Below are 25,185 nucleotides of genomic sequence, written 5' to 3'. Positions count from 1 at the left end.
TTATGAATAAGAATAGAACGATTTTTATCAGCTTGTTATTACTTGTGCTGTATGGTTTTTTTGGCGCTTTAGCGATCAGTTATCAGAATTTTCAAAACAATGCTTGTCCGCATTTGTTTTCTATTCCGGTATGTTATGTTGTTTTGGCGGCCTACAGCCTTATGCTGATGTCACTTTTGATTCCACATAAAGGCTGTAAACATCACTTTTTCAGTGTCGGTTGGGGAATGGCCTTTATTATTGCTTTGTTGGCGTCGATTGCGGAGTTCTTTTCGGCAGGTGCTGTATGCCCAACAGCTCAAGCAGGTATGAGAGGCGGTTCTGATTTGAGCGTGGTAATTCCGACTTGTTATATTTCTTTGGCGTTATTGATTGTGATTCTAGGTTTATTTATTAAAGGGCCGTACAAGAAGATATGCAATCTACCAAGCTAGTTTAGAAATTATGAATACCGATCATGCTTTTCATTATCGGTATTCACTTTTATCCTTTCTTTCTTAGAACAAGTTTTCTAAAGCATTGTCTTCTTGTTTCGCTTCCTGAGTTTCACTTGTCGTACTGTTTTGAACTGAGGTGCTGGTAGTTTCACGTTCAGGTGGCACATTACTTTGTCTGAATATTTCAAAAATGGCATCTGATTGACCTGGCAAAGCGCGTTCACCTGTTTTTGGATCAATACGGACAGTGACCAAAGATGAAGGCTTGGTGACAAACGATGATTGTGTGCCGTTCAACGCATAACGCATATAGTCTATCCACGGTGGTAGAGAAACTGATCCACCCCATTCGCCTCGACCTAGTGGCGAAGAGTTATCAAAGCCACTCCATACCGAAGTAACTATGTCGCCATTGAAGCCAGAGAACCAAGCATCACGGCCATCATTGGTGGTACCTGTTTTGCCTGCAATATCATCACGTTTTAACACCAATGCACGACGTCCAGTACCGTACTTAATGACATCTCGCATCATGTCGTAAATGATGTAGTTTACTTCAGGGTCAAGTACTTGCGGTGCAATCGGCAAACTGCGAATGCCGTTAGGCGTATCGAACAACCCTATTTGAGGTTCGTCATCATTCGTTTTTTCGAGCGCAGTACAAGTGGTACAAACGGTAACAGGGTTGGCTTGGAATAAGGTCTGGTTGTTTCGATCAATGACTTTATTAATCAAGTAAGGCTGAACTTGATAGCCGCCATTCGAGAACACTGCATAGCCAGTCGCAATTTGTAAAGGTGATAAGTTAGCACTACCCAGTGACAGTGATAAGTTATGCGGCAGCTCATTTGGATCAAATCCAAAGCGGCGTAAGAAGTTTAGAGTAGGGCGAATACCTAGCTCATCAAGTAAACGGACAGAAACAACATTCTGTGAACGATAAAGCGCCTGACGTAATCGCGTTGGTCCATAGAATCGACCGCCATCATTGGTTGGGCGCCATGCAGAAGCTAAGTTTGAATCATTAAAAACCACAGGTGCATCATTAATAATACTGGCTGCTGTGTAACCGCTGCTCAGTGCGCTTGCGTAAACAAAGGGTTTAAAGTTTGATCCAGGTTGACGTTTGGATTGAGTAATGCGGTTGAATTTATTCTCATAGAAATTGAATCCACCGACTAATGCTTGAACCGCGCCATCTTTGCTGTTTAATGAAATCAGAGCGGTTTGAACAGTTGGCTTTTGAGTTAATATCCAACTAAGCTTATTGTCTGGACGTAAGCGAATGATGTCCCCAGGAACAAGTATATCGCCAACAACTTTTGGTTGAGCGCCTTGATAGTTTTCGTCAATGTAAGGTCTTGCCCATTTTAGAGCATCCCAAGAAAGTGTTGTGCGCTCACCGTTAGATAAACGAACGTCAGCTGTTGTGTCTGTTGTTTCTAAAACCAATGCTGTCTGCCAGTCTTTAAATCGGCCTATGTCTTGGAGAGCTTGCTCTTGCTCTTCTAATGGCGCTTCAACAAGGTCCACGCGAGTTTCAATAGAACCTCGGTAGCCGTGGCGCATGTCATAATTCAAAACGCCATTAAAAACAGCGGAATTGGCGGCTTTCTGATGGCCTGAATCTATAGTGGTGTAAACCGACATACCTGTGCTGTAAAGGTCATCACCAAAGGTGTTGTAGAGCTCAGCTCGAACCATTTCAGCGATATAGCCAGCTTCGATATCCGGTGTGACACCATGATTCTTAGAAGTGATTGGGGCTTCGACTGCGGTTTGGTACTCGGTTTTATCTATCATGCCAAGGGAAAGCATGCGTTGTAGAATCCAGTTTCGGCGGATTAAAGCACGTGATGGATTAACGACAGGGTTGTATCGAGAAGGGGCTTTCGGTAAGCCTGCAATCATGGCTAATTGAGCTAAATTTAACTCAGGAAGGCTTTTGCCATAATAGACTTGAGCGGCGGCTTCAAAGCCGTAAGCACGGTTGCCAAGATAAATTTTATTGACGTAAAGCTCGAGTATTTCATGCTTCGTTAGCTCTTTTTCCATTTTTAAAGAGATGAAGATCTCAGTAAATTTACGAGTGAAGGTTTGCTCAAAAGATAAGAAATAGTTTCTAGAAACCTGCATGGTGATGGTACTGCCACCGCCTTGCTTTTCCCCTGTTGTAACCAACTGGAAAACAGCTCGTCCCAAGCCCATAATATCAACGCCAGGATGGGTATAAAAATTGGTGTCTTCAGCGGCCAAGATGGCATGTTCTAAGCCTTGTGGAATATCGGCATATTTTATTGGTGTACGGCGTTGGTCACCAAATTCACCAATAAGTTGATTGTCAGCGGTATAAATACGTAAAGGGATCTTTAGTTCTATGTCTTTCAGTTCCTCTACGGTGGGAATGCGGTCCTTCACACTGTGATAAATTCCATAGGTAATTGCTGCAGCGCTAATTGCACCGAAGAGACCTAGAAAAAACAATATCTTGAATGCCTTGCCCATATGAATCCAATGAATGCAGATAAAAGTTTAGTATACCTAAAATCCGAATGGAATTGGCGCTTAACTTTGCACGAATTCGTGTTATCTTGTTAAAAAATTGGCATGGAAGTCAATTAGTAAAACTTGTATCTCTGCTTACTATTTCAAGGATGAATGATGAAGCTAATTAAGCCCTATTCGGTCGCTTTGTATAGCGCTGACAAATGCACTTTCTATGACAGAAATGAGATAGAAAAACGGATTGATACTTCGCTGCAATCATCCGATTTCATTCCTGATTCTTCCCAACTCTTTGCGATGCAGAAGACTCTTTTCATTAATGATTGCAAAGTGAAATCTCGTGCCGTGATTCTGGTCCCAGATCATTGGTTATCTGTTTCTAAGCATGTTTTAGAGCCTTTAACACCATCGTCGTTACTGCCTTTAGCGGCTTTATCATACGCAGTGGAAAGTACCTTTTCGGCCCCGGAAACTGTGTTGTTTAGTTTCCGAAAAGCCTTGGTAGAAGATAAGCAAATTCAGCTGTCCGTATTTGCTTGCTCTGCAGAATGGAATAAGCAGCTCGTCTCTCCTTTTCAGTCGAAGAATGTGTCCTGCCTGATTGTACCGATTAGTCTCTGGCAAAGCACAAAGCCGAGCTTGCGATCATGGTCGGCTCTGTCGAAATATGCGCTTTCTTCTTATCAACCTGACTATAAAAAGAGTCAACAGATGAAACGGCTTTGGCTCTGTTTGTTGCTTTTCAGTGTCTCGATTCACAGCATCGCTTATGGATATTTTTTATCGCTAGAACAGCGTATCCATCAGTCTTTAACAGAACGGCAAAGCCTATTAGAAAGGCAGTCAGCTTGGGCGTCATATCAAGAGCCAAATGATTTTGTATTATCAACTTTACGATTGATGCAAGCGCTGCCTACGTCAGTTCGTTTGGTCTCTTTTGACGGGCAAAACCAGCAAGCCGATTTCCAATTGACCTTAACGCAGGAAGAGTTTGAACCCTTGCTTATAAGCTGGCAACAGCGTTTCCCGAATTGGCGTTGGCAAGTCTCTGAATTACATCAAACATCTAGCGATGTGTTGTCTCTTTCGGAATCTAGTAAGGAGGTGTTGGATGTTTTTATCTCAGTTTTTGAAAGCGAATAGAGCTTTTTTGTTTACTGTGAGCTGTTCTAGAGTGTGCTTGCTGATTTTTGTGCAGGCATTGGCTTGGTATCCCGTTTTGTCTGAAAAATATCTTGATGTGGAGCGTCAGATAAAACGTAAAGCGCAGCTTAGTGCATCTTGGCAGAAAATACAGACGCAATCTCGAATGATGGAAGAAAAGGATTTTCTCAAAGTAGATTGGGCTACTTACTCTGTGGGGGATAAAGTTCAGGGTGCTGCCACGACTTGGCAGGTAGAAGGCCGTACCTTGATAAAAGAGTGGCAAGTCTTGCTTGAAAAAGTTCAGGAAAAAATTGCGTTAAGGCTTGTCTCTGCCTCTTGGGAAAGTGAGCAAGATGGCGCTTGGCATGGTCAATTGTTGTTTGATATCCAAGAACCGAAAAGAAATCGAGCTTATGAAGACTGGTTGCCGACGAATCTAAAAGCTGGGCGCTTTATCGAGGAAGACTGGACTCTAGTTTCGACTATGCGCATTGGTGAGAGTGCTTCTGCCTTATTGAAGCATAAGGACAGTCAACACTGGGTTCGTCAAGGGAGTTGGTTGCCAGCGGCAGGACTGACTGTCGATCTTGTCGTCTTTGATCGAGTGACTTTGATAGGTAAAGACGGTGACCAAGTTGCGCTGCAATTCAGGGAAAGGAGAGAGCAATGATGACGCCAACAATGAATAAGTTTTTTATACCGATTTGTGTTCTTGTGGGATGTCTGTTGTCTCGTCCTTCTTCGGCAATGGATGTGTATTTTGAGTCTCGCCCCTTGCAAGAGGTTTTGCCGTGGCTTGCATCACAGATGAATGAGAGTGTGGTAATTAGCCCAGATATCGAAGGTTTTCTGACGTTATCTGTCAAAGATGCTAATTGGGCAGATGTTATGGAAGCTGTCGCTCAGCAGCCGGGTATTCGTCTTGAATGGCAAGGCCGAGTAGCCGTATTAATGCCCGAGATTTCGGTGGATGTCACTGAGCACGAAAAGGGCAGAGCGCAATGCGAAAGGTTTTATTGGCTAATCAAGCATGCCAAGGCTGACTCAGTTGGTAGGCACTTACAAACTTTGTATCCTTCTATTTCTATGGTGGTTGATGAACGAACAAATTCAATTGTGGCGCATATCTGTGAGTTGCCAGAAGGCTTACAAGAGACTCTTGCTTGGTTAGATGCGCCATTAAGGCAAATCGAAATCAGTGCTCAAATTGCACAAGTTAGCCGAACAGCGCAATCGCAATTCGGTGTGAATTGGCAAACTAAACTGTCTGACAATGTTCGGTCATCTGTTGGTGGTGCGGTCGACTTAGGCGCATTAGTATCCACCACAAGTTTAAATGTTGCCAGTTCAGGGAGTATTGGGTTATTGGATTTTACATTGGAGCTGATGGAGAGCGAAGGCGTTGCAGAAGTTATCTCTAAGCCGAAAATAGTAACCTCAGAAGGCTTGGTAGCAAAAATAGAATCTGGCACAGAAGTGCCTTATCAAACCATCAGTGATGAAACGGTAACGGTGGAGTTTCGTCAAGCATCATTAATGCTGGAAGTAACGCCTTTTGTGAAAGATGGCAATCGTATTTTATTGAAATTAACAATACATCAAGACTCGGTTGATGATTTGGTCAATGGTGTTCCGAGCCTTGAAACGAATCGTTTGAAAACACAGGTGGTAGTGAAAAATGAAGAAACGCTTATTTTAGGTGGGATTTTCAGAGAGGAAAGCTTCGAAACTGAAAGTCGAGTGCCTTTCTTTAGTGACATCCCTTTGCTGGGTACATTGTTCAAAAGACGCTCAGAACAGCAAGAAAAGGTTGAATTACTTGTATTTATTACTCCAAAGCTGCTACAAATGTCAGATAACTAGGCCGCAGTTTGATTCTGCTTAATTCCGATGTAACTGAATACAATGACAAAAGCCCCCAATATTATTTTAGTAGGCCCAATGGGCGCAGGAAAAACCACGATAGGTCGTTTGATCTCACAATCGATGAGCAAAGAGTTCTATGATCTTGATAAAGTTATAGAAGATAATGCTGGTGCTGATATTCCTTGGATTTTTGAAAAGGAAGGTGAAGACGGTTTTCGTAAGCGAGAAACACAGGCGCTTACGTCGATTGTTCAATCAGACACAAGTGATTCTGTTGTCGCAACAGGTGGTGGTATTGTAATGCGAGAGGAAAATCGTAACATTCTTCGCGATGATGCTTTGGTGGTATATTTATACGCTTCTGTTGCTCAGCAACTTTACCGAACGTCTAAAAGTACTCATCGTCCTCTTTTGCAAACCGGCGATCCAAGGGCAACCTTAAGAAAACTTTTTGAAGTGCGTGACCCTCTTTATAGAGAAGTGGCGACACTTGTAGTAGAAACTGATTCGCGTCATCCAAAATCTGTCGCCAATAAGGTGCTGGATGCAATCAAGCGACATCTCGACATGGAGACCTCTGTATCTTAATGCGTACGTTAACCGTTGATCTTGGCGATCGTAGTTACCCTATTTATATTGGCCATGGTATTCGCCAGCAAAAAGCGCTGTTTGATGATGCGATTCATGGTAAACAGGTCATGATAGTAACAAATGAGACCATTGCTCCTTTGTATCTGGAGTCTATGATGTCCATGTTGTCCGCAGACTATAAAGTGGATACTTGTGTTTTACCGGATGGCGAAGTTTACAAAACATTAGAAACATATGGTCAGATTATGACCTCGTTACTAGAAGCAAAACACAACAGAACAACGACTGTGATCGCATTAGGCGGTGGTGTTGTCGGTGACATGGCTGGTTTTGCAGCGGCAACCTATCAACGTGGCGTACCTTTCATTCAGGTGCCTACAACCTTGTTGTCGCAGGTAGATTCTTCCGTGGGTGGTAAAACCGGTGTAAACCATCCTCTAGGCAAGAATATGATAGGGGCATTTTATCAGCCACAGGCCGTTATTATTGATACGGAAACTCTAGACAGTTTGCCGCAACGAGAGTTGTCAGCAGGCATGGCGGAAGTCATTAAATACGGTTTGATTTGTGATGAGCCTTTCTTTGATTGGTTAGAGCAAGAGATGACGCCATTAATGGCGCTAGACAATAATAAAATAAGCGAAGCGATTTATCGCTCTTGCTTGGCAAAAGCTAACGTTGTTGCCCAAGATGAAAGAGAAGGAGGGATTCGCGCGATTCTCAATCTTGGACATACTTTTGGTCACGCTATAGAAACCGAAATGGGATATGGAAATTGGTTGCACGGTGAAGCGGTGGCAGCAGGTAGTATTCTTGCACTGGATCTTTCATGGCGTATGGGTAAAGTAACGGATGACGATTTGAGTCGTTCTATTGCTTTATTTGAAGCGGCCAACTTGCCAATTTTACCCCCTAAAAATATGACGCTAGAAAGCTTTATAGAGCGAATGGCCTTAGATAAAAAAGTGTTAGATGGCAGCTTGCGCCTGGTGCTTTTGAATGCTTTGGGCGACGCTATGGTGACATCGGATTTCCCGATGGACGATTTTAATGCATGTATTTTGGATGCACTCGAAGTAAGTAAGTAGGCGATTTTTACTTAATTATTCTTAGTGACTATTGTGGAAGGACGACTATGCCTAAGCCTGATTTTCAGTTTGACCTAGAGGATGCGCTTGATCAGCCCTCAAAATCGACACTGAGGGATCCTTTTGGCTCGAAGGATGCGTCCGTTTACTTTGCTTCTGAAGAAGGTAATCAACAACTTGCTTTGCTAGAGCATTTAAGCCGATACAGTAGCTTGCTTTCTGTTGTACAAGGTCCACAAGGTAGCGGCAAAAGTCGATTCTTGATGGAATTTGCTCGCCATCAAGACGAATCCACAATTGTCAGTCACGTTAAAGCTTCTATGTTGATGACGGCTGGTCAGCTACTGCAAGCTATATACGTTGGTTTTGCTGGTCACTTTTCTCAGCCTCCCAATGAAACAACCTTTGGCCCTCTGCTTAAGTTTTCCCATGACTTGGAAGATAAAGGCCAAGCGGCATTAGTTTTGGTCGATAATGCACAAGAGTTAAACACCGATGCTGTGACCATGTTGTTAGACATGATGTCTTTGGCAACGGAGAACCAAACCGTTCCTCATGTCGTGCTGTTTAGTGAGCATTCACTGGCGCGAAACTTAGATTCTTTCCAAAGCTCTCGATATGAACAGTTGAGTCATTCATTTACCTTAGCTCCATATTCATTAGAGCAAACTCGTGCCTATTTATTGCATCGAGTTCGTGCGGTAGGTGGCGGAATCAACTTACCGTTTAACGAAAAACAAATTACCCAAATTCATCTTGAGTCTGGTGGTTACCCAGGGCGCATTAATTCGATTGCTCAAACCATGATGGGAAAAGGCAAGTCAGGGAAAGCAAAGATGCGCTTTAACTTGGCGATGGGATTTCCTCTTGCGCACATGGCTCTGCTTTCGCTCGTTATGTTGGGGATTTTGATGGCGGTTCTTTTCTCTGGTCAGCCAGAGGAAAATACGGTGGCGGATAGAACCAGTAATGTGATTCCTTTGAGCCCTAGACAAGGGCAGTCTTCCGCGGAAACCATTGCTCGTATTGATGCAATGCAGCGTAAAATTGGCCAAGAAGGTGAACTTGTTTTGCCTGCGCTGACGACAGAAACCTCTTTGCCAGCGATTAGTATGTCTAGTTCATTGGGTAACACAGAAACATTGCCAGATGCAGAGCCTAGCTCGCAGCCAGTTGTGCCAACGGCGCCGATACGAACACAGGTGCCAGCCGCTGAGCCTGCACCTGTTGCTCCTGAAGTCGTTCAGCCAAAAACAGAGCCAGTGACTGTGGCACCAGATCCGTTCGATAAGACTCAGTGGTGGCAATTACAAAATCCGAATCGTTACACCTTACAACTTTTGGGTACGCACAATATCAATACAGTCAAAAGCTTCATCCGAGATCAAGGCAGCGTTGATGCGTTTGGTTACTTTAAATCGACACATAACGGTCGAGATTGGTATGTTGTTGTATACGGTTTATATCAAAATCGCAGCGAAGCTATTGCGGCATCGGAGACCTTGCCTCGAGACATAAGAGACCTTAATCCATGGGCGAGAAGTGCTCGTGGCATCCAAGACGATATAAAGAAAGTGCAATAGCCTCCGTTGTAGATTATTTTTAGGTCAATCCACTGTGGAGAGTGCTTTATTAGACTGTGAGAGCCTCATTTTGTGAGGCTTTCGTATAAAAAAACATACAATTTAGTAAAATTAACTGTAATTCACTGAAAAACGTGAATGAACAGTGGAATTTTCTGTTTCAAAAAACTCCAGCCATAGATAATTCTCTAACTTCCGATTATTCACCGCTAAATACCCTATAAAAGCCGCCAAAATAACAGAAAGTGGGCTTATGTAAATTTGAGTAGTCCCCTTCTGCGAGGTAGTATGTCCTTCCATTTAGATGGCCCTTTGGATAAATGATAGTCATTCTCGAAGCGAATTTAACAATATGTACAGCTTCTTAATTCCGCCATCAAAATTTTGATTTTATCTTTACTTATTTTATTTAGGTTACAACTTTGGGAGTTGGTGTATGAATGCAGGCCTTTATCGTCCTGGCGAGTTCAAAGACAACTGTGGCTTTGGTCTAATTGCTCATATGGAAGGCAATACAAGCCACGAATTGTTGAAAACAGCGATTCAATCTTTGACATGTATGACGCACCGCGGTGGTATCGCGGCCGATGGAAAAACCGGAGACGGTTGTGGTCTTTTGATACAGAAGCCAGACGCTTTTTTACGCGCAGAGGCAAAATCACTGTTTAAGCATACCTTATCGGATTTATACGGTATTGGTATGGTCTTCTTGGATCAAGACGAAGCGTTGGCAACAGAACAACGTGACGAATTAACAAAGCAGTTAGAAGGCCAAGGTGTAAACGTTGTAGGTTGGCGCGATGTGCCAACAGACTCTTCTTGCTTAGGTCGAATTGCTGAAGAATGCTTACCTCGCATCGAACAAATTTTCATCGACAGCAACCGAATGGATGCTCGTACTTTTGCGACTCGCTTGTTCGTTGCTCGTCGTAAAACTGAAATGGCATTGGCTCATTATGAAAACTTCTATATTTGTTCTTTGTCTGACAAGGTGTTGTCTTACAAAGGCTTAATGATGCCAGTGGATTTGCCTTCTTTTTATAAAGACTTAGGCAATGAGAAACTAGAAACGGCTATTTGTGTATTCCACCAACGTTTCTCTACCAATACATTGCCGAGATGGCCATTGGCTCAGCCATTCCGCATGTTGGCGCATAACGGTGAGATCAACACCATTGAAGGTAATCGTAACTGGGCACTTGCTCGTGCCAACAAATTGCGTTCACCTTTGATTCCTGAATTACAAGATTTGCAACCATTGGTTAACTTAACCGGTTCAGATTCCTCTTCTATGGATAACATGCTGGAAATCCTTGTAACGGGTGGTATGGACATTTTCCGTGCTGCGCGTTTGATCATTCCACCTGCATGGCAAAACGTAGAAAACATGGATCCAGAGTTGCGTGCATTTTATGAATACAACTCTATGCATATGGAACCATGGGATGGCCCCGCAGGCTTGGTAATGACTGATGGTCGTCATGCGATTTGTATGTTAGACCGTAACGGTTTGCGTCCTTCTCGTTGGGTTGTAACGAAAAATGGTTTCATCACGTTAGCGTCTGAAATTGGTACTTACGATTACAAACCTGAAGATGTTGTGGCTAAAGGTCGTGTTGGTCCAGGTCAAATGTTGGTTGTTGATACTCAGACAGGTGAAGTTCTTCATACGGATGATATCGACAAGCGTTTGAAATCGATGCACCCATACAAAAAGTGGTTGAAGCAAGAAGCGATTCGTATCGAAACAATCCTTGTTGAATCTAGCCAAGAGTTTGTTGCCTTCACGCCAGAAGAAATGTCTACTTACCAAAAGATGTTCCAAGTGTCTTTTGAAGAGCGTGAGCAAATCTTCCGTCCACTTGCAGAAAGTGGTCATGAAGCAGTGGGTTCTATGGGAGATGATACGCCGATGGCGGTTATGTCCAGCCAAACTCGTCCGATAAGTGATTACTTCCGTCAGAAGTTTGCGCAGGTGACAAATCCACCAATCGACCCATTGCGTGAATCTGTCGTCATGTCTTTAGAGACTTGTATTGGTTCAGAGCGCAACTTATTTGAAGAAACGCCTAAACACGCGAATCGTATTATCTTATCTTCGCCTATCATTTCGGCACGTAAATTTACTCGCCTATTAGCAATGAATGACCATAGATTTCGCTTGGTTCGTTTGGATACAAACTACAACCCTGCTGAAATGTCTCTAGAAGAATCGATTAAAGCATTGCAAGCTAAGGCTGAAGACGAAGTGCGTAATGGTGCTGTAATCTTGGTTCTTACAGATCGCGATTTGCAGAAAGGGCACTTGCCAATTCCTGCGCCTATGGCGGTTGGTGCTGTTCATCATCATTTAACTAGAGCCGGTTTACGTTGTGATTCTAACATCATCGCGGACACGGGCTTTGCCCGTGACCCTCACCAATTTGCTGTTCTATTAGGCTTTGGTGCGACGGCGGTTTACCCTTATCTTTCTTATCGCTTAATTAACGATATGGTTGATAAAGGCGAAGTGATGGGCGACCCTATTTCTTGCCATGCGAAATATCGTAAAGGTATCAACAAAGGCTTGATGAAGATCTTGTCTAAAATGGGCATCTCTACAATGGCGTCTTACCGTGGTGCTCAATTGTTTGAAGCCATTGGTTTGGATACTGCTGTTATTGATCTTTGTTTCCGTGGTGTTTCTAGCCGTATCAAAGGCGCTAGATTTGAAGATTTCCAACGCGAGCAAGCATCTGTTGCAAACAATGCTTGGAAATTACGTAAACCGATTCAACATGGTGGTTACTTAAAATACGTACATGATGCGGAATACCATGCATTTAACCCAGATGTGGTCCGCAACCTTCAAACCGCAGTGGGTTCTGGTAAGTTCGAAGACTTCACAAAATACGCGGAGTTAGTGAACACGCGTCCGGCTTCTATGATTCGTGACTTGTTCACTTTGTCTGACAAAGCTAAGCCAATTTCGATTGATGACGTGGAATCTATTGAGCACATTCTTCCTCGCTTTGATTCTGCAGGTATGTCTTTAGGTGCATTGTCTCCTGAAGCTCATGAAGCACTTGCTCAAGCAATGAACGAATTAGGTTGCCGTTCAAACTCAGGTGAAGGTGGTGAAGACCCAGCTCGCCATGGCACAGAACGTCGTTCTAAGATCAAACAGATCGCTTCTGGTCGATTTGGTGTAACGCCTGAATACTTGGTTAACGCAGAAGTGTTGCAGATCAAGGTTGCTCAAGGTGCGAAACCAGGTGAAGGTGGTCAGCTTCCAGGTGGTAAGGTAAACGGTCTGATTGCTCGTCTACGTTACGCAGTTCCTGGTGTGACTTTGATTTCACCACCACCGCATCATGATATTTATTCGATTGAAGATTTGGCTCAGCTTATCTTCGATTTGAAACAAGTAAACCCAGAGGCATTGGTGTCTGTGAAGCTGGTTTCTGAGCCAGGTGTAGGCACGATCGCGGCAGGTGTAGCGAAAGCCTATGCAGACTTAATCACTATTTCTGGTTATGACGGTGGTACAGCGGCATCGCCGATTACTTCTATTCGCCACGCTGGTTCTCCTTGGGAACTTGGTTTGGCAGAAGCGCAACAAGCACTTCGTTCAAACGATTTGCGTGGCAAGATTCGCCTGCAAACCGACGGTGGTTTAAAAACTGGTCTAGACGTTGTGAAAGCCGCAATTCTAGGCGCTGAAAGTTTTGGCTTCGGTACGACGCCAATGGTTGCAATGGGTTGTAAGTTCTTACGTATCTGTCACTTAAATAATTGTGCGACAGGTGTTGCAACTCAGGATCAAGGTCTACGTGACGATCACTTTATCGGCACAGTTGAGATGATCAAAAACTTCTTCCTATTCATGGCGGAAGATACTCGCCTGTGGTTAGCGAAATTGGGTGTGTCTCGTCTACAAGACCTGATTGGCCGCACGGATTTGTTGAAGACGTTACCGGGTGAAACAGATAAGCAGCGCAACTTGGACTTGTCCCCGATTTTGAATAATGACGCGATTCCTGCTGATAAACCGCAATATTGCGACTTACCTTTTAACCCTCCTCACGATAAAGGTGAGCATGCTATTCGTATGTGGGACGCAGTGAAAAATGCAGTAGAAGAAAAAGAAGGCGGAGAGTTCGAATTCAATGTTACCAACTGCGACCGCTCTATCGGTGCTCGTCTATCAGGTGAAATCGCTAAACGTTACGGTAACCAAGGTATGTCTGATATGCCTTTAACTTTGAAGCTGAAAGGAACCGCAGGACAAAGTTTTGGTGTTTGGAACGCGGGCGGTTTGAATATGTACCTAGAAGGCGATGCGAATGATTACGTCGGTAAAGGTATGACAGGTGGTAAGTTGGTTGTTCGTCCACCGAAAAACTCATCTTTCAAATCTCAAAACTCGGCCATTATTGGTAACACCTGTTTGTATGGTGCGACTGGCGGTAAGTTGTTTGCAGCAGGTACAGCAGGTGAGCGTTTTGCAGTACGTAACTCAGGCACGCATACGGTTATAGAAGGCGCAGGCGATCACTGCTGTGAATATATGACTGGCGGGATGGTAACGGTACTGGGTAATACGGGTTATAACTTCGGTGCTGGTATGACGGGTGGCTTTGCTTACGTTCTTGATTTGGACCGTACCTTTGTTGATAAATACAATCATGAGTTGGTTGAAATTCACCGTATCGGTACAGAGTTAACAGAAGAATATCGTTCACACCTTCGCTCTGTACTGGAAGAGTACGTACGAGAAACTGACAGCGAATGGGGCCATGAACTCTTAGAAAATTTCTATGACTACATTGGCAAGTTCTGGCTAGTAAAACCAAAAGCAGCAAGCATAGGCGCGCTATTGGCTAATACTCGTCAACGTCCGGAATAAAACACGCTGTTGTGGCGCTGAGCTTGCACTCAGTGCCATGTACGAATCAGTCTGATCCATTTGAGAGAAGCGCTGCTTGTGAACAAGCAGCCAAGGAGATAGCAGCTTATGTCTGAGCGCTTGAACAACGTATTTCAATTTGTTGAAGTGGATCGTAAGGATCCTAAGAAAAAACCTTTAATTACACGTAAAGGTCAATTTGTCGAAATATACCGACCTTTTGAAGAAACGGGTGCAAAGAGCCAAGCACACCGTTGTTTGGAATGTGGTAATCCATATTGTGAATGGAAATGTCCTGTTCACAACTACATCCCAAATTGGCTGAAACTTGTCAGCGAAGGCAGTATTTTAGAAGCGGCGGAGTTGAGCCACCGCACTAACTCTTTGCCTGAAGTATGTGGCCGAGTTTGTCCACAAGACAGACTTTGTGAAGGCGCTTGTACGCTGGGTGAAGGTGGTTTTGGTGCAGTAACAATTGGTTCTGTTGAGAAGTACATTACTGACACTGCATTTGCTTTAGGCTGGCGTCCGGACATGTCTAATGTTGTGCCAGTGAACAAAACTGTCGCAATCGTAGGCGCGGGCCCTGCTGGCCTTGCGTGTGCAGACGTTTTAGTTCGTAACGGTATTAAGCCTGTTGTGTTTGATAAATATCCTGAGATTGGCGGATTGCTCACATTTGGTATTCCTGAATTCAAATTGGAAAAAAGTGTGATGACACGCCGCCGTGAAATTTTTGAAGAAATGGGTGTTGAATTTGTTTTAGGCACTTCTGTTGGTGACGATGTTCCTTTTGAGCATGTGCTCGAAGAATATGACGCTGTTTTCTTAGGTATGGGCACTTACAAGTACATGAAAGGCGGTTTTCCAGGTGAAGATCTTCCTGGTGTTCATGATGCCTTGGATTATCTTGTGTCTAACGTAAATCATTGTTTAGATTTTGAAGAAGATGAAGCGGATTACGTTAACCTGAAAGGTAAAAAAGTGGTTGTGCTGGGCGGTGGTGATACTGCGATGGACTGTAACCGTACTGCGATTCGTCAAGGAGCGAAAAGCGTGTCTTGTGTATACCGTCGTGACCAAGAAAATATGCCAGGCTCTCGTAAAGAAGTACAGAATGCCAAAGAAGAAGGCGTGCAATTCCTCTTCAACCGTCAACCTGTGGAAATTGTTGGTGATGGCAAAGTAGAAGGCATTAAAGTGGTTGAGACTCAAATGGGCGAGCCTGACGAAAATGGCCGCCGCAGTGCAGAAGTGATTGAAGGCAGCGAGCAGATTATTCCTGCTGACGCTATCTTGGTGGCCTTTGGTTTCCAGGCCAGTCCAGCGCCTTGGTTCGAGAAATTTGGTATTGAAACCGACTCTCGTGGTCGCGTGATTGCACCGAAGAAAGGTAAATTCATGTTCCAAACTACGAACGAAAAAATCTTTGCTGGTGGTGACATGGTGCGTGGTTCTGATTTGGTGGTAACCGCCATTGATGAAGGCCGCAAAGCGGCTGAAGGTATCATGGATTTCTTAGACGTTTAAGTCTTAGCTTACTTCGCTTTATAAAAAACGCTGGTCAGAGACATCTGATCAGCGTTTTTTTTGTGCCTAATCATGCTTTGTTCGCATTATTTATCTTGGAAAGGATCTAAGTACTTACTTCTAACGTATAAGCAATATTCACTCATTAAAGCAGGCTAAATATGTTCAATTTTTTGAAATCTGACCCGATCAAGAAACTCGATAAAGAATACGGTGCGTTATTGGAAAAAGCCATGCAAGCTCAACGTAGCGGTGACATTAAAGGGTATTCAGAGTTAACGGAACAAGCAGAAGCTGTGAAAGCTAAGATAGATGAGGCAAAGCTATCAAATAATTAGTCTGATAGCTTTGCCTTCAAAATACGGCTGAATGCTGTATTTTGATGAAGGGGTTATGCGTTTGTAGGTCGGATGAGGGTCAAACTTTCTTCTGCGAAACCTGTACCTGCTTCTGTGTAGAAGTTGAAGACATTGTCGATACCTGCGGCTAACAAGGTTTCTCGCTCATCTTGATAGCGTGCAATCGCAGCGATATGACCTTGATAGTTGGCTTTACGCAGTTGTATCGCAATGTTGGTGCTGTCTTCTGCGATTGGCAAAGCCAACATAATTAGGCGTATGCCGTTTGTGTCTAAGCGCTCCCAAAGGTCGGCATCTTCACCATCACCATAAAAGACGTTTTCTCCTGCTTCTTGCATGAGCTTGATTCGACTTCTGTCAGCATCCATTCCAGCAAGGTTATTGCCAATGATGTTTTTGATTGACTCGAAAGCACCTCGCCCAACTCGACCTAAACCGACAATTAGCACTTCCGCGTCTTTTGGTTGAGTAAAAACATCTTCAGGCAAGCATTGTGGGCTTTCAAATTGACGAATGCTTTCTTTGTTTTGTCGATATAGTTTGTGAGACTGACGATAAATCATGCTGGTAATGACAAAGGAGAAAGAGACACCAAGCGCTAGAATGACTAACCATTCTTTTTCTAGCCAACCGTTGGCAACGCTCAGTGCTACGACAATGAGGCCAAACTCACTGTAGTTGGAGAGGATAAGGGAGGATAAAAAAGATGTCCTGCCACGAAGTTTGAACTTGGTTAATAGGAAGAAGAAAAGGGCGAACTTTGCCAAAATAACAAGTGTAATAATTAAGCTCATACCAATCATTTCAAACGTGGGTAGAGCCGTAAAGCCGATCGAAAGAAAGAAGCCGATTAAAAATAAGTCTTTGAAGTTCATTAGGGATTTATTCATTTCTGATGATTTTGGATGAGACGCTAAGAGAATGCCAAAAATCAATGCGCCTAAATCGCCTTTGACTCCAACTAGATAAAATAGCTCGTAGCCGCCTAGAGCAAGAAATATTCCAGTTAAAGGCAACATTTCTCCATGTCCGACACGATCGACCATTTTGTTGATAAGCGGACGAACCAGTAACAAACCGAATAAACCGAGAGCCCAAATCGAAGGGATTTTACCTGTCGCCGCGACGAGAAAGATTACTGCAATTATGTCCTGCATAACTAATATGCCAAGGGATAATTGCCCATGACGAGTTTTTAACTCACCACTTTCTTCCAGCAGTTTCATCACACAAACGGTACTTGAGAAGCTCAAAGCAAAACCGATTAAGGCTGCGGATGTGATATCTAAAATACCGAAATAAGGTAAGCTCAGTGTGCCGAGGGTGAGTGCGATGCCGCCAAAAAGTAGAGTCCAAATACTCATGTGAGTCAGGGTTGAAGCCCAGACTTCTCGTTTGAGTAGATCTTTAACGTGCAGCTTTAAGCCAATACTGAAAAGCATTAAGGTAATGCCTATATTTGCAAGAGAATCTAGAGTGCTGCTTGCTTCAAACCCTAGATAATGTAGTAAGAAGCCAGCTAATAGAAAACCGATGAGCGGTGGCAGATTGATCATTTTGACTGCTAAGCCGCAGACAAACGCAAATAAAATCCAAGTAAATTCCATGCTGTCCTTCTAAATCAATGAGGTGGCCAAGGGGAAAGATTATCATACGAAATTTACTCAAGCCGTGCAGCTTGTTATCTCAATATCTTATAGCGCCACTAAAATACAGCTCGCATCGTATTTTTTCTCTGTTGCATACACACAATTATCGCTGAAGATGCGCTCCTTTCGTCATCAAATCGAAATAGACTTTATTTATCCAAGTCTTTTTAAATAGAGTAAAATTACCGCTAATTTTTACCGCTAGAGTTTCTTATGTCCTCCCAAGTGTCTTCATCTGCTTCTTTAGGGAAGCAATTATTCTCCATGACTTGGCCAATGCTTTTTGGCATTTTGTCTATGATGAGTTTTCAGCTAGTCGATAGTGCTTTTATTGGTCAGTTGGGTGTTCTGCCGCTTGCTGCTCAAGGTTTTACTTTACCTATTCAAATGGTGGTGATTGGGTTGCAAGTAGGTTTGGGGATTGCCACGACAGCAATTATCGCGCGTGCACTTGGTGCTGGGGATATTCGCTATAGTCGGCAGTTGGGTGGATTGGTTCTTATGATTGGCGGTGTTGGTATCGCATTATTTTGTGTGCTGATTTGGCTTTTGCGTGAGCCCATTTTATTTCTGCTAAGTGCGCCTGAGGCAGTGTTTCCTGTGGTTGAGTCTTATTGGCCTCATTGGTTATTGAGCGCTTGGATTGGGGCTTTCATATATTTTTATTACAGCTTATGTCGAGCCAATGGAAACACCTTATTGCCCGGCATTATGATGGTGCTGACCAGTGTGTTGAATTTACTGCTCGATCCAATTTTTATTTTTACGTTTGACCTTGGTTTGAACGGCGCAGCAATGGCGACCACAGTCGCATTTAGTGTTGGCGTTTTGGTTATGGCTCCTCTTGTAAAGCGAAGAGATTGGGTGACCTTTTCCTGGGAAGATTTGAACATAAAAGAGAGTCTGTTATCGATCGGTCATATAATGGGGCCTGCGATGATAAGCCAATTGTTGCCGCCGGTTTCCTCCATGCTTGCGACCAAACTGATTGCTGGCTTTGGTACGGCAGCAGTAGCGGCTTGGGCGTTAGGGTCAAGGTTTGAATTCTTTTCGATTGTTGTGGTGTTAGCGCTTACTATGTCTATGCCTCCTATGGTTGGGCGACTTCTTGGCGCGAAGGAAATAAGAGGCATTCGCCAGCTCGTAACACTCGCTTGCCGCTTCATACTGTTTTTTCAGTGTCTCGTTGCGATTGGAACACTTTTGGCGTCTGGTTTTTTATCCCACCTAATGGTGAGTGATGAAGCCGTATCAAATATCTTAAATTGGCATTTAATGCTGGTGCCGATCAGTTTAGGCGCGCTAGGTGTTTGCATGCTGATGGTGTCTGTATCAAATGCTTTGGGGCGTTCATACTCCGCACTGGCTATTTCTGCACTGCGTTTATTTGCTTTTTTTATTCCTTGTTTGTGGATAGGAGCAGAGTTAGCAGGTCTGAAAGGGCTTTTTGTTGGTGTATTAGTCGGGAACTTGCTAGCAGGAATATCTGCTTGGTGGATGTATCAACGTATTATAGAGAAGCTTGAAAAAAATGATTAAGCGAAAATATATATTGAATTTACTTATATAAAATAAGCTTTTGATTGACTTTTCAGTTCTTTAATCCCTGATTTTCTTTTTCCAATTCTTATCAAGCGACCTGTAAAGATCGCTTCTTTTGTAACAGTATATAAATCCACTTCTTAGTGCTTATACCAAAAATACGAGATGAGTTGATGTATCGAATTATTTTTCATTCTGAGTCTTTCTATATTTGTCATACAAAACAAGAGTTTGCTTTTAGTGGTAGTGATTAGAGAGACAGAATCTGATTATGGAGGAAGAAAAAACGCATTTATTACACATTTTTGATGGCGTAACAGAAAACTCAATATACTAATAATAGGTTCAATATGAATAAATTAGATACTAACAAGCAGGGAGCGCCCTCTTCGATGAGTCCTCTCTCTGCTTTATTAGGAAAAATAAAAGCAGATTGGCAAGTATATGTGTTGCTGGCGCCAATGGTCATTTGGTTCATCGTGTTTTTATATGTCCCAATGGGGGGGTTACAAATAGCGTTTAAAGACTTCAGTTTGTTCCGTGGAATATCGGGCAGTAGTTGGGTGGGTTTTGAACACTTTTACACCCTGTTCGAAGACGAAAACTTTTTACGAGCAATCCAAAATACGTTCGTGATTAGTTTTTATGGGCTAATCTTCGGTTTTCCTATTCCGATCATGCTCGCTTTGATGTTTAACGAAATTCATCATTTCGTATTCAAACGAGTAGCTCAGACTATCGCTTATTTACCTCACTTTATCTCTGTGGTTATCGTGGCAGGCTTGGTAATTAGCTTCCTATCTCCAACAACAGGTATTGTTAACCTGACATTGGACGCTTTAGGCTTTGATAAGATCTATTTCTTAACAAATCCTGAATATTTTCGAGCTATTTTCATCGGAAGTAATATATGGAAAGAAGCTGGCTTTGACTCCATCGTTTATCTTGCAGCCATTGCAAGTGTTAACCCATCTTTATATGAATCAGCAAAAGTAGATGGCGCGACGCGTTTCCAAATGATGTACAAGATTACCTTGCCAACTATTCTACCAACGATCTTGATCATGCTTATTATTAAAATAGGCAACATGGTCGAGGTAGGTTTCGAATATATTATTCTTTTGTACCAACCATCTACTTTTGAAACGGCAGATGTCATTAGTACCTATATCTATCGAGTAGGTTTACAGGGTAGCCAATATGATGTTGCAACTGCTGCTGGCTTATTTAACGCTGTTGTTGCTTTCGTAATGGTATATGCGGCGAACTGGTTAAGCCGTAAATACTCATCGTCTTCTTTGTGGTAGAGGTAAAATAAATGTCAGATTTTAATTTATATTCACGAGGCGATAAGATTTTTGGCTATGCCAATATGTTCCTTATTGCATTATTTGTACTTAGTACGCTTTACCCATTTATTTACATTGCTGCTGCTTCTATTAGTTCTGGCTTCGCTGTGTCGTCTGGACAGGTGGTGTTTTTTCCGAAAGATATTACCTTTGCAGCCTACGATAAAGTGTTGAGCGATGTGGTTTTTTGGAAGTCTTATGCGAACACTTTCTTCTATACCATCTTTGGTACATTGGTGAGTTTGGCGATTATTATTCCTGGATCTTATGCGTTATCCCGACCTCAATTAATTGGCAGAAGATATTTTAACTTCTTCATCGCTTTTACTATGTGGTTCAACGCAGGAATGATTCCTTTCTTCTTGAACTTAAGAGATTTGGATTTATTAGATTCGAGGTTCGGTATATTAATTGCGTTTGCTTGTACGGCATTTAATATCATTCTTTTAAGAAACTTCTTTGAAGCGATTCCTAAATCTTTTGAAGAAGCAGCAAGAATGGACGGCGCAGGTGATTTTAGTTTGCTGTGGAAGGTGTTTATTCCACTTTCAAAACCAGCCATTGTAACTGTTGCACTATTTTGTATTGTTGCTCGTTGGAATGGATATTTTTGGGCCATGATTTTGCTTCGTGAGGAAGATAAAATTCCTCTACAGGTATATTTAAAGCGTATCATTATCGAAGCTAACATGGACGATGAATTCGCTAGTACTTTGTTATCAAGTAGTTATTCTTTTGAAACAATTGTTGCTGCGATTATTGTAGTTTCCATCATTCCAGTTCTTCTGGTTTATCCATACCTTCAGAAGCATTTCAATAAAGGTATTATGATGGGTGGGGTTAAAGAGTAAGGTTTGTTTTTTCAAAATATAAATATAATAAATGGAGAAAAAAATGATAAATAAAATACTACCGTCTACTGCAATCGCGCTAGCTTTGGCTGCGACGTCAGGAGCATCTGTTGCTGCGGGTGATGATGACAAATATAAAGTGACAGATAAACCGTTAGAATTGAGTATTCATATGCACTTCCGTAACAAGTATGCATGGGACGAAAACTGGCCTGTTGCGGAAGAATATGAGAAGTATACGGGGGTTCGCCTGAAAGGTGTGGCGTCTAAAATTGGTACCAACAGTCAAGAGCTGTTCAATCTAATGTTGGTTTCTGGCAACTTGCCTGACATCGTTGGCGGTAACAGTCTAAAAGACAGCTTTATCCAATATGGTATGGAAGGCGCATTTTTACCTTTAAATGACATGATCGATACCTACGCGCCAAATATCAAAGCGTATTTTGAAAAGAACCCTGATATTAAGAAAGCCATTACCGCGCCAGATGGAAACATTTACCACATGGCTTATTTCCCAGATGGTCAGGCCGCTCGAGCATACTATATTCGTCAAGATTGGTTGAGTAAATTAGGCCTTGAGCAACCAGAAACCGTTGATGAGTTGTATGAAGTGTTAAAAGCTTTCCGTGACCGTGACCCAAATGGCAACGGCAAGCAAGATGAAGTGCCTGCTTTCTTCCGTCATTGGGAAGAAATGATTCGTATGGTTACGCTTTGGGATGCTCGTACAACAGGTACAGACAGCTACCACCAGTTCTACATTGAAGGTCATGATAAAGTGAAACACGGTTACGTTGATGAGACTTACCGCACAGGTATTCGTAACCTAGCGAAATGGTACAAAGAAGGTCTGATCGATAAAGAAGTATTCACTCGAGGCTCTAAAGCTAGAGAATATTTATTGGGCAACAATCTTGGCGGTATGACTCATGACTGGTTTGCCAGTACAGCGGGCTACAACGACAGTTTGAAAGAAACCATTCCAGGCTTTGATTGGATTCCAATGGCACCACCTGCGTCACCGTCTGGTGTGAGAATGGAAGAAAACGGCCGTACAACCGTTAAACCTGATGGCTGGGCGTTAACTTATTCAAACAAAGATCCGATTGCTAGTATCAAATATATGGACTTCATCTTTACTGAAAAAGGCCGCAACATTGCCAACTTTGGTGTAGAAGGTGTTCATTGGAATATGGTTGATGGCAAGCCAACTTATACACAAGAAGTATTAACTGATTCTCAACCTGTTAATTCTCAAATGTGGAGTATAGGTGCGCAGATTCCAATCGGCTTCCGCCAGGATTACAACTACGAATGGCAATGGACGAATGAAATCGCTGCCAAAGGCATTGAGCTTTACACCGATAATAATTACATCATTGAGCAGTTCAATGGTGTCTCTATGACGGTTGCAGAGCGTCTAGTGTATGACAAGTACTGGCCAGGCATCTTAACTTACATGTTAGAAGCGCAACAACGCTGGATTCTAGGCAGTGCCGATGTTGATGAAGAGTGGGATAACTACATCGCACGTATTAAGAAGCTAGGTTACGACAAAGTGCTGAAAGCTTATCAGTCTGCTTATGATCGTCAATATAAGTAATAACAGATAATAAATTAAAAAGCGTCTCCATTGTGAGGCGCTTTTTTATGCCTGAATTTTTATATCCAGATTAAATTTTCATATATTTCTTCAAATAATGAACTCATTAAATATCCATTGAAAATCTTTCTGATAATGAATATCATTTGTGCACTGTTTTTTATTATTTTGGAGAGAGTTGTGGAAGATTCAGTACAGCAAAAAATAATTGATTTTTTGCAAGTAGGAGGCCCAGTTGTATGGATACTAATGGTTTTTTCTGTTGTTGCCTTAACCATCGTACTCTTGAAACTATGGCAGTTCTCATCATTGCGCGCAGAAAGCTTGAAAACCTCGAAATTTGCGCTGGATGATTGGCGCAATGGCGCTCGTGAAGAATCCCTGCAAAAATTAGATGAAAAACGTCCAATTGATGCACTTGTTGGTTATTCAATGCGTGCTGTATTAGAAGCAAAAAGCAATGTCGAATTGATTCGTGAAGAAGTTGAACGTCGTGCGATGAACCAACTTAGCCAGTTTCGCTCTTTCCTCCGTCCATTAGAAATTATCGCTACTTTGAGTCCATTGCTGGGTTTGCTGGGTACCGTATTGGGTATGATTACTGCGTTCCAACAAATGGAAGGCGCAGGCAGTCAAGTAGATCCTTCGGTATTATCTGGTGGTATTTGGCAGGCTCTTTTAACCACAGCGGTTGGTTTGGCTGTTGCGATTCCTGTCGTAACGTTGCAAAGCTGGCTTGAGCGAAAAATAGAACGTATTGCTCATAATATGAATGACGCAGTGACTCAAGTTTTTACTAGCAAAGAAGCCAAAGAACTTGTCGAAAAAGCAGCAAAAGAGATGCTGCATGCCGCTTAATCTATCTCAACCCAAACGCAAGAATGCGATCAGTCTGACACCACTTATTGATGTGGTGTTCATTCTATTGTTGTTCTTTATGTTGACCTCAAGTTTTGTTCCTTGGCGCATAGTAGACACACCTTTATCTGTTCCTTCTGCTGATGAAAAACCGGCAGAAGAGAAAGAAAACATCATCCTGACGTTAAAGCAGAATGATGATCAAGTGTGGGTTGAAGATCACGCTGTGAATCTTGCGGATCAAACATATTTCCAAACACTTATCGCAGATTACAATGAAGGAACTTTTGTTATCAAAGCGGAAGAAGGTGTCACACTCCAAACCCTGATGAACTTGGCAGACCGTTTAAAACTGAACGGTGCTGAAAATGTCTCAATTGCTAATGCCTTCTCTATGCCGGAGTCACAATGAAGATAGGTCAAAAGTACGCAGCGAGAGCGGCGAGCAATGATGACAACATGGTGCCTTTAATCAACGTTGTGTTCTTGATGTTGGTCTTTTTCATGGTAGCAGGGCAAATCAAAAAAGCAGACCCTATTGCGGTTGTACCTCCTAACTCAGTGAATGATACTCGAGCAGCGACTGATCCGAATGTTGAAATTGTCGTTGGTGCAGACAGCGTTCTGTATGTTGATGACGAGTTGAAAACCGTTGAAAATGTACAAGCCTATTTAGAAGAAGCCTTTGAAGCTTCTGCTGATAAAGATGGTTTCTGGGTTCAAGTTAAAGCGGATGGCGACATTCCACTGGAAGAGCTTAGTCCAATCTTTAACCAAGTTCGCTTAGCTGGACTGACAAAAGTCAGTTTGGCAACACAGCATGCGCGAGGTCATGAATGATTTCGAAACGTCATTGGATTATCGCTGGCGGCTTGGCTGTTTCTGTTCATGCGGGCGCATTTTATGCTGCCTTTTATTCTGTTCCAGAAGGCAGCGAGAATGTCGGTTACCAAGGGATCGAGTTCGGTCTTGGGATGGTTGGTGACTTAGGTGCTGCTTCGGATACGAGTGTTGCTCAAGAAGAAGTGCAAGAAGTCGAAGAGACAGAAATTGTTGAACAGGATCCTATTGTGGAGCCAGAGCTAGTTGTTGAACCGGAACCTGAACCAGTCGTCGAGCCTGAGCCTATTATTGAACCAGAGCCCGAGCCAGAGCCAATTGTAGAGCCTGAACCTGTGATTGAGCCAGAGCCGGTTGAAGTGAAGCAAGAGTCGCCTATTGAAATTGAAAAAGTAGAGCCTATTGTTGAGCCAGAGCCAGAGCCAGAGCCAGAGCCAGAGCCAGAGCCAGAGCCAGAGCCAGAGCCAGAGCCAGAGCCAGAGCCAGAGCCAGAGCCAGAG

Annotated in this window: 19 protein-coding genes and 1 pseudogene; 18 read left to right on the top strand and 2 right to left on the bottom strand. The window is 42.9% G+C overall.

The window, feature by feature from the left end:
• Window positions 1-2 precede the first annotated feature (2 nt).
• Window positions 3-434 carry a hypothetical protein gene (locus tag ABFY09_RS14420; RefSeq protein ID WP_347984977.1) on the top strand — a complete coding sequence of 144 codons (432 nt, stop codon included), beginning with the start codon at window positions 3-5 and terminating at the stop codon, window positions 432-434.
• A 63-nt stretch (window positions 435-497) separates the two neighbouring features.
• On the opposite strand, the gene ABFY09_RS14415 is transcribed toward ABFY09_RS14420, so the two are convergent.
• Complete coding sequence (locus tag ABFY09_RS14415; protein WP_347984976.1) at window positions 498-2,942, bottom strand: penicillin-binding protein 1A; 2,445 nt, start codon at window positions 2,940-2,942, stop codon at window positions 498-500.
• A 153-nt stretch (window positions 2,943-3,095) separates the two neighbouring features.
• Between ABFY09_RS14415 and ABFY09_RS14410 the strand changes: the two genes are divergently transcribed.
• The 9 genes from ABFY09_RS14410 (at window position 3,096) to ABFY09_RS14370 (ending at window position 15,972) form a co-directional block, all read left to right on the top strand.
• Complete coding sequence (locus ABFY09_RS14410) at window positions 3,096-4,085, top strand: hypothetical protein (protein WP_347984975.1); 990 nt, start codon at window positions 3,096-3,098, stop codon at window positions 4,083-4,085.
• On the top strand, window positions 4,054-4,758 hold the full coding sequence (locus tag ABFY09_RS14405; RefSeq protein ID WP_347984974.1) for a hypothetical protein: 705 nt from the start codon (window positions 4,054-4,056) through the stop codon (window positions 4,756-4,758). Before ABFY09_RS14410 ends, ABFY09_RS14405 begins: the two co-directional genes overlap by 32 nt.
• The gene (locus ABFY09_RS14400) at window positions 4,755-5,951 is read left to right on the top strand and encodes a type II and III secretion system protein (RefSeq protein ID WP_347984973.1); all 1,197 of its coding nucleotides are present in this window, start codon (window positions 4,755-4,757) and stop codon (window positions 5,949-5,951) included. The genes ABFY09_RS14405 and ABFY09_RS14400 overlap by 4 nt, the downstream gene beginning before the upstream one ends.
• A gap of 42 nt (window positions 5,952-5,993) precedes the next feature.
• Window positions 5,994-6,542: a shikimate kinase gene (locus ABFY09_RS14395; protein ID WP_347984972.1), complete on the top strand. Its 549-nt coding sequence runs from the start codon at window positions 5,994-5,996 to the stop codon at window positions 6,540-6,542.
• Window positions 6,542-7,633, top strand: coding sequence for a 3-dehydroquinate synthase (gene aroB, locus ABFY09_RS14390; RefSeq protein ID WP_347984971.1), 1,092 nt, complete (start codon window positions 6,542-6,544; stop codon window positions 7,631-7,633). Before ABFY09_RS14395 ends, aroB begins: the two co-directional genes overlap by 1 nt.
• Before the next feature lie 47 nt (window positions 7,634-7,680).
• Window positions 7,681-9,216 carry an AAA family ATPase gene (locus ABFY09_RS14385; protein ID WP_347984970.1) on the top strand — a complete coding sequence of 512 codons (1,536 nt, stop codon included), beginning with the start codon at window positions 7,681-7,683 and terminating at the stop codon, window positions 9,214-9,216.
• A gap of 436 nt (window positions 9,217-9,652) precedes the next feature.
• Entirely contained in the window at window positions 9,653-14,104 is a 4,452-nt protein-coding gene (gene gltB, locus ABFY09_RS14380) for a glutamate synthase large subunit (RefSeq protein ID WP_347984969.1), read from the top strand.
• A gap of 108 nt (window positions 14,105-14,212) precedes the next feature.
• On the top strand, window positions 14,213-15,634 hold the full coding sequence (locus ABFY09_RS14375) for an FAD-dependent oxidoreductase (protein WP_347984968.1): 1,422 nt from the start codon (window positions 14,213-14,215) through the stop codon (window positions 15,632-15,634).
• 161 nt (window positions 15,635-15,795) lie between these two features.
• Window positions 15,796-15,972 (top strand): DUF6435 family protein, encoded by a 177-nt coding sequence (locus ABFY09_RS14370; RefSeq protein WP_317005327.1) that lies wholly within the window; start codon window positions 15,796-15,798, stop codon window positions 15,970-15,972.
• Between the two features lie 53 nt (window positions 15,973-16,025).
• Here the strand turns inward: ABFY09_RS14370 and ABFY09_RS14365 are convergent, their stop codons facing one another.
• Complete coding sequence (locus tag ABFY09_RS14365) at window positions 16,026-17,600, bottom strand: cation:proton antiporter family protein (RefSeq protein WP_347984967.1); 1,575 nt, start codon at window positions 17,598-17,600, stop codon at window positions 16,026-16,028.
• 255 nt (window positions 17,601-17,855) lie between these two features.
• Between ABFY09_RS14365 and ABFY09_RS14360 the strand changes: the two genes are divergently transcribed.
• The 8 genes and pseudogenes from ABFY09_RS14360 to ABFY09_RS14325 form a co-directional block, all read left to right on the top strand.
• Complete coding sequence (locus tag ABFY09_RS14360) at window positions 17,856-19,181, top strand: MATE family efflux transporter (RefSeq protein WP_347984966.1); 1,326 nt, start codon at window positions 17,856-17,858, stop codon at window positions 19,179-19,181.
• A 395-nt stretch (window positions 19,182-19,576) separates the two neighbouring features.
• Window positions 19,577-20,491: an ABC transporter permease subunit gene (locus ABFY09_RS14355; RefSeq protein WP_347984965.1), complete on the top strand. Its 915-nt coding sequence runs from the start codon at window positions 19,577-19,579 to the stop codon at window positions 20,489-20,491.
• 11 nt (window positions 20,492-20,502) lie between these two features.
• Window positions 20,503-21,384, top strand: a complete 882-nt coding sequence (locus ABFY09_RS14350) for a carbohydrate ABC transporter permease (protein WP_347984964.1) — start codon at window positions 20,503-20,505, stop codon at window positions 21,382-21,384.
• Window positions 21,385-21,427: 43 nt separating this feature from the next.
• A complete protein-coding gene (locus ABFY09_RS14345; protein ID WP_347984963.1) occupies window positions 21,428-22,987 on the top strand; it encodes a hypothetical protein in 1,560 nt (519 codons plus the stop codon).
• Window positions 22,988-23,167: 180 nt separating this feature from the next.
• Window positions 23,168-23,845: a MotA/TolQ/ExbB proton channel family protein gene (locus tag ABFY09_RS14340; protein ID WP_347984962.1), complete on the top strand. Its 678-nt coding sequence runs from the start codon at window positions 23,168-23,170 to the stop codon at window positions 23,843-23,845.
• Window positions 23,835-24,257, top strand: a complete 423-nt coding sequence (locus tag ABFY09_RS14335) for a biopolymer transporter ExbD (RefSeq protein WP_347984961.1) — start codon at window positions 23,835-23,837, stop codon at window positions 24,255-24,257. The genes ABFY09_RS14340 and ABFY09_RS14335 overlap by 11 nt, the downstream gene beginning before the upstream one ends.
• Window positions 24,254-24,685, top strand: a complete 432-nt coding sequence (locus ABFY09_RS14330) for a biopolymer transporter ExbD (protein WP_347984960.1) — start codon at window positions 24,254-24,256, stop codon at window positions 24,683-24,685. The genes ABFY09_RS14335 and ABFY09_RS14330 overlap by 4 nt, the downstream gene beginning before the upstream one ends.
• Window positions 24,682-25,185: pseudogene (locus ABFY09_RS14325) on the top strand (energy transducer TonB); the annotation flags it as partial. The gene ABFY09_RS14330 and the pseudogene ABFY09_RS14325, both read left to right, overlap by 4 nt.

Origin of the sequence: Marinomonas sp. 5E14-1 (assembly GCF_039939215.1) — a bacterium.
Classification (GTDB): Bacteria; Pseudomonadota; Gammaproteobacteria; order Pseudomonadales; family Marinomonadaceae; genus Marinomonas.
Note: the sequence above shows the minus strand (reverse complement) of the source record. Positions and strands in the feature narration are given on the sequence as shown.